General features: G+C 57.0%; 3 protein-coding genes and 1 pseudogene. 1 reads left to right on the forward strand and 3 read right to left on the reverse strand.

Translation table 11 applies throughout. The features are described from left to right. The coding region (locus AC0L28_RS34210) for a hypothetical protein (RefSeq protein WP_473482874.1) at positions 1–440 on the forward strand (440 nt) is incomplete at its 5' end. 1,240 nt (positions 441–1,680) lie between these two features. Here the strand turns inward: AC0L28_RS34210 and alr are convergent. The 3 genes and pseudogenes from alr to AC0L28_RS34225 form a co-directional block, all read right to left on the reverse strand. After that, positions 1,681–2,808 (reverse strand): alanine racemase, encoded by a 1,128-nt coding sequence (gene alr, locus AC0L28_RS34215; RefSeq protein WP_473482876.1) that lies wholly within the window; start codon positions 2,806–2,808, stop codon positions 1,681–1,683. A 180-nt stretch (positions 2,809–2,988) separates the two neighbouring features. Then, positions 2,989–4,206: an arginine deiminase gene (locus AC0L28_RS34220; RefSeq protein ID WP_473482878.1), complete on the reverse strand. Its 1,218-nt coding sequence runs from the start codon at positions 4,204–4,206 to the stop codon at positions 2,989–2,991. 723 nt (positions 4,207–4,929) lie between these two features. Then, a pseudogene (locus AC0L28_RS34225) lies at positions 4,930–5,162 on the reverse strand (IS110 family RNA-guided transposase); the annotation flags it as partial. Between the last annotated feature and the right edge of the window lie 474 nt (positions 5,163–5,636).

Consider the following 5,636-nt stretch of genomic DNA (forward strand, 5'->3'; position numbering starts at 1 on the left):
GTTCAGGATCTGCCTGGGCCAGGGGCTCCTCAAAAAACCATCTCTTTGCTTTCATGCAGAAGTCTCCTTTGGACCTGATCGGTTACGCCAATGTTGTAGTAGGGCGAATTCCACAGATTTTCCGTGGACAGCGGGTACAGATCGCTTGGAAGCAGGTAATCAATCAGCGCCTGCTCGTCCCGGTCAGGCGATCCGGGCTGCCCATAGGCGCAAAGCGCCATTACCTTGCCGGCGTCTTCGAAGCGCAAGTGTTCTTTGGGAAAGGTGAATTTCTGATCGGCCAACGCATAGAGAAGAGCATACTTGCTACCTGGAGCCGTTATTACCCTTCCCAAACGAGCTACCTGCAGTCGCTCATCGACCTCATAGAAATCGCCGATGTCACCTTCGCAAATCAGGGCATAACAAGGCATTCCCAGGGGAACGGCGACATGCCGTAGGATCCCCAGAGATGGGAGCGTTCGTGCGTTGAGGAATAGAAATGCACCTTCCTGCCGAAGATAGATGTCTCGCCGACAATCCCCGATCCGTTGCCAGGGCCATAGTAGCCTGCCGCAACGGGGCTGTGGCCCGGGATTTCCGTGATCGACCAGCCACTCACGGCAATCACATCCGGAATGGCGTGCAAGCGGCTAGCGGCGTCGAGGACCGCTGATGGAGTGATGGTCGAATATCTGGGAAGCTATCCTTCTCAGCCTCGTATGAATAGATGAGCTCGGCTGCTGACGCATCCAGTGCTGCAATTGCGCCGTCATGGCCCGGCTTAAACGACATTATTCTCATGTTGGATGAGCTCCTACAGAATAAAGACTACCAGAGATATTGCGGGAAAACTTTGACCAAGCCAGGCGCTTTTCGCCTCTTGCGGCACCAACGCCTCAAGCCAGGCTAGCAAATTGATCGCCAGAAGATCGCCGTATATAAAAGACGCTTCTTCCTTGCAATAACTCTATCGCATCCGTGTAGCAAGTTCGGTCTTATCTCGAAAGCCCGGCGATGGGCAATTTTTGTGATTGTAGGCAAAATACTTGTAAAGATATATGACATTAATATTTTCATTCAATGGAACGTTGCGTCAACTGCTTCTGGCGAGCACGTTTCACTCTGTTGGTGGTCTGGGGCCGCCGCGATCGTGGTAGTCAGCCAGTCGAAGATCGGGCGTGTGGCGGCGCGGGAACGGCGTCATTAACAATTTGCTGCGCGACAAGACGTGCCCCGAGCATTGCACCACTTCAGTCTGCGCTGGTCGAGAAGCTCGTGGAGGGGACGCTCGCCGATCACACGAGACGACTCACTGGGCAGTCCGCGCGGCTGTGAAGGCGGGCGGGCATCGCGGGCGTAAGGTGGTGAATATCTGACACAACCATACTTCGCGTGTCGCTTTCGCCAAGTCATGCCCAATGAGCGCGAGGAGAGCGCTGTCGATGGCTCCGCCGCTGTACTGGCATAGACGACGTGGCAGTATCGGCTCAAAACCAGTCGGCATCGAGCACCCAGTATGCAGGGCTTCAACGTCGCTACCGGCCACAGCCGGTGCGGCGGGTCCCCGTCAGTCGACTTGAACTGGCCGAGGACGACCTGTTGAGATGGATGATTCCCGCACCGCAGAGTGGAAACGGTGCCTGACCCAGCTGTAATGCATGGTTCCCCAGCCGATCGCTTTCGAACCCGGGCTTGCCATTAATCAGTCCTAACTCTTGAAGATCGCAGTGCAGAGGGCACATTCAAGTATCGTCTTGCGCACCCGGCGGCGACGCGCATCAGCACTTCCGGAGCATAAGCGTCAGCGGCCGCCGCGAGATCATTCACGGTGAAACTCTCACCCAGCAATTCGACCGAGACGGTCGGAAGACAAACTGCCTCAGGAACGTCCGTTATGTCAATCGCGGTGGAGTCCATCGACGTTCTTCCGACCAGAGGAGCCGAATATCCAGCAAACCGGACGGATATTCTGTTTCCGCAGGCCCATGGAAGGCCATGCTTGTAACCGATGCCCAAGATCGCTATGCGGCTGTCTCGAACCGTACGAAATGTCGCGCCATAACCGACCGCCTCACCCTTGGGCACATTGCGCACATCGAGTATATTTGCCTGAAGTTTTACGACGGGCATAAGAGGGTTCGGTTGAATGCCGGCGTTGTTGAGACCAAAAAGCGCTGAACCCACCCGGACGATATCGAAATGAAAATTCTTTCCGAGCCAAACACCGGCGGATGCGGCTAGACTGCAACGGGCAGGTTCAAGCAGTTTGGAGATCGCCCGAAAGCGATTACTCTGCAAGACATTCATTGCGTCGGCAACGCGATCGCTACAAGCGAGGTGACTGAGGACGACTGAGGGGGGGTGCCGCTTAAAAGTGCCGGAAAGATAATTTCTGCGTACGTCGTCAAAAGTAAGCCCGAAGCGAGAGAAGCCGGTTTCGACATTGAGAAAATATGTTTGCGCCTCGCCCGCAGCGCTAATAGCGTCCAGTTCACCGGAGTTATTCACTACAGGTGTAATCCGGCGGGATCTATAGTGTTTCCTCAACGTCGTAAATTGATCGCAGAGAACCGCAACCGTCGCGCATATCTTGGAACTTCTTATGGCCATCGCTTCGTGGAGATCTCCAACAAAAAAAAGATCGCATCCGGCGGCGGCCAACGTCCTTGTGACCTCAATAATACCAAGCCCGTAGGCGTCATTTTTAACGACTGCTGCCACCCTTACATGTGGTCCGACCATGGCCGACACAGTCTGGAAATTTGCCTGAATTGCCGCCAGATTGACTTCTAGCACAGCATCCGCGCGCTGCGGGATGGACAACATCTTTTACCCCCTTCTGCAGGTTGATCGAGAAGCATCGCATTCTTTTTATTATTTGCGATCCGAAGTAGAACACGGGCGAGCAACAACTTTTGCGGCGCCCGCTTGGCCAATGTATTAAAAGTTCGCCTTCCGCAGTGCGGCTGGCGACAGGAAGGGGATCGTCATTGCGAGTACTTCCCTCTAGCTGGGATCGCGTGCTAGCGGGCAAGTCATGCAACGGCCGCCACCTCGACCACGGCTGAGTTCTGCGCCCTCGACCGCTATCACTTCAACGCCGGCGCGACTCAGTAATGAATTCGTGTTGACGTTGCGGTCGTAGGTAACGACAACGCCCGGCTCGACCGCAATTACGTTATTTGCGTCGGACCATTGCTCTCGCTCCGCTTCATAGTGATCGCCGCCGGTAGGCACTATTCGGAGAGCCTTAAGTCCTAGGGCCTTGGCCACCACAGACAAGAAGGGTTCATCCTCTTCGGTGACATCGACCGTATCCTCAGAATTGCCCGGGCGGAGAGTGAACGTTCGCAGCCCCTCCACCACGGGCGGGTAAATCGTCACCAGGTCTCGGTCGCAGAAGGTGAAGATGGTGTCGAGGTGCATGAAGCTACGGTCCCGGGGCATCAGAGCCGCAATAACGCGAGTGATTTTGTCGAGCTTGAACAAAGCGCGCGCCAATGCCTCGACGGCCTGCGGCGTGGTCCTCTCACCCATACCGATTAGAACAACACCGTCACCAATTGGCATCACATCCCCCCCCTCAAGACTGAGCGCACCGTTGGTTCGATCAGGCAACAGGCGTGTGAAGCTAGCGTCGCGAAATCGAGGATGGAAGCGATAGACTGCCTCAACATTCTCTGCCTCAGGCCGTCTAGCGCGCCAATACAGGGGGTTGATTGAGACGCCGCCATAGATCCAGCATGAACTGTCACGCGTAAAAAGCTGGTTCGGTAAAGGAGGTAGAACGAAATCCTCGGGCTTTAATGTTCGCCCAGTCAGCCCGTGCGGCTTAAAGTCAAGATCCTCACGCGCGATCCCGCCAATGAGCAAGGCTGCGAGTTGACTTGACGGCATCTCGTCAAGCCAGCTCCGCAACTCATTGGCGAAATCCAGGCCGACGACTGAAGGACAGACGCGTCGATTTAGGAGCCAGCCGCGGGCGTCGGACAACGCCAAAGTTTCCGACAGCAGGTCGCCCAAAGAACGAACGACGACACCGCGCTCACGAAATTTTTCCACGAAGGCATCGTGCTCCTGTTGCGCACGCTCGACCCAAATCACATCATCGAAGAGGAAGCCCTTGCAGTTCTTCGGTGTAAGGCGGCGGAGGCTAAGGTCTGGTCGATGAACAAGGACCTCGCGTAGCCGGCCAACTTCTGAATGAACCCCTAAGGTCGTCATATGGCCGTCCTGACTGCCAGTTGAAGGCCATACACCGCCACAAGGTTGGCTGGTGCTTTCTACGGTCGCCAGCGAATAGCTTTCAAATGAAATCGTTTGCGTGGACATAGGCGGCTCCGTTGATGTGCGAATGAGTAATCCTCCGCCTGCAACAAGTATGCCGACCAAAGACGACTCATGATCAAGAGGTTGACTGTCGCGTCCGACAGGTAGGCTCACAGGTTTGTCCGACTCCCTACAAAGGGTAAGACCGTATGTCCGCTTCTGCCGGTGAGGTGGCTCGCATTACACTGCGCGTCCGAGGATTGCTTCTCGATTCGGCAAGTCAAGCGCTTCTCGAGCTTTCCGCTTCACCGGCATCTGAGGTCTTTCGCAGGGCCTCACTTCTCTGCGGGATCGGCGCTCAGCCGTCGCCTTGATGGAGATCAGAAGAATTGGCGTCCTGATCGTTGTGATGTCACCGGCACTGCAACCCTCGCGAACTCACCTCATTCATCGTCCCGCGAAGGACGCTTTTCCACCGACGTCCTTGTCACGCTCGCTCTGCGGTCATGTTTCATCTCCGTGTTCTACCGTCCCGACATGGTTTCGGCTTGGCCGGCGCGCGCAGTGGTCGGTCAAGGGTGGCCGAAGGTCAGCGCGCCGCGACTTGCCCTTGACGGGCCACCGCGCGCGCCGCAAGGCTGCAATGGTCGGGCGTACGATCAGGGCTTTCAGCATGATATCTTGTCGCGTCCAACGAAACTCGTGCCGTCGCGCCAAATGCGACGCGTGATCACCGCCAGCCGGCGAGCCAACCCGACAATGGCCTTCTGTCGGCCGCGCTGCCTGGCAACGTTCATCGCGCACGCCCTCAGCCACGACCATTTCGTCACGCGCGTCACCAGTGTCTGCGTGGCTTCATAAAGCAGCGTTCGCATCGTGCCGTCGCCGCAGCGAGATTTCCGGACGATGCGGCGGGCGCGTGGCTGAGGGAGGGATCGCACCTCGATACGGCTACGATCACTGGGGCGCGGGTGTTCGTCGACGGGCGCGCGGCGGCTGTTCTGGCGGGCGATCTGGCGCAACCGATCGCCGAGGGCGCATTCTTCACAGAAGACATCGTAGCGGATCTGACGGAGCTTGCGCAGGGCCACCCGGGCCGCCTAAACGAGATCGGCCGGAGCGTTTTCAAATCCACCGGCCCTTCGCAAGAAGACCTAGCCGCCGCGATGAAGGTCATTCGACGTTGATGAGACGCTCGATGATGCATTGCTGGGTGCCACACCTTCAGGTCATCCCCGAAGGCCCAGAAGCTCGTCAATCAGGTCAGCAAATTTTTGTTCCGGAGGAGTCAGCGCGCTCAATTTGGAGGAGATGAGGTAGACATCCGCGCCGAGCGGCTCATCGAACAGCCGCAACGGCCACAGTCGCCCCTGGGCTACGTCGTC

The sequence above is a fragment of the Mesorhizobium sp. WSM4847 genome (assembly GCF_055811335.1).

Bases quoted from the DNA above. Each gene is read 5' to 3' on its own strand.
- alr (WP_473482876.1), bottom strand. From the start codon at position 2,808: ATGTTGTCCATCCCGCAGCGCGCGGATGCTGTGCTAGAAGTCAATCTG.
- AC0L28_RS34220 (WP_473482878.1), bottom strand. From the start codon at position 4,206: ATGACGACCTTAGGGGTTCATTCAGAAGTTGGCCGGCTACGCGAGGTC.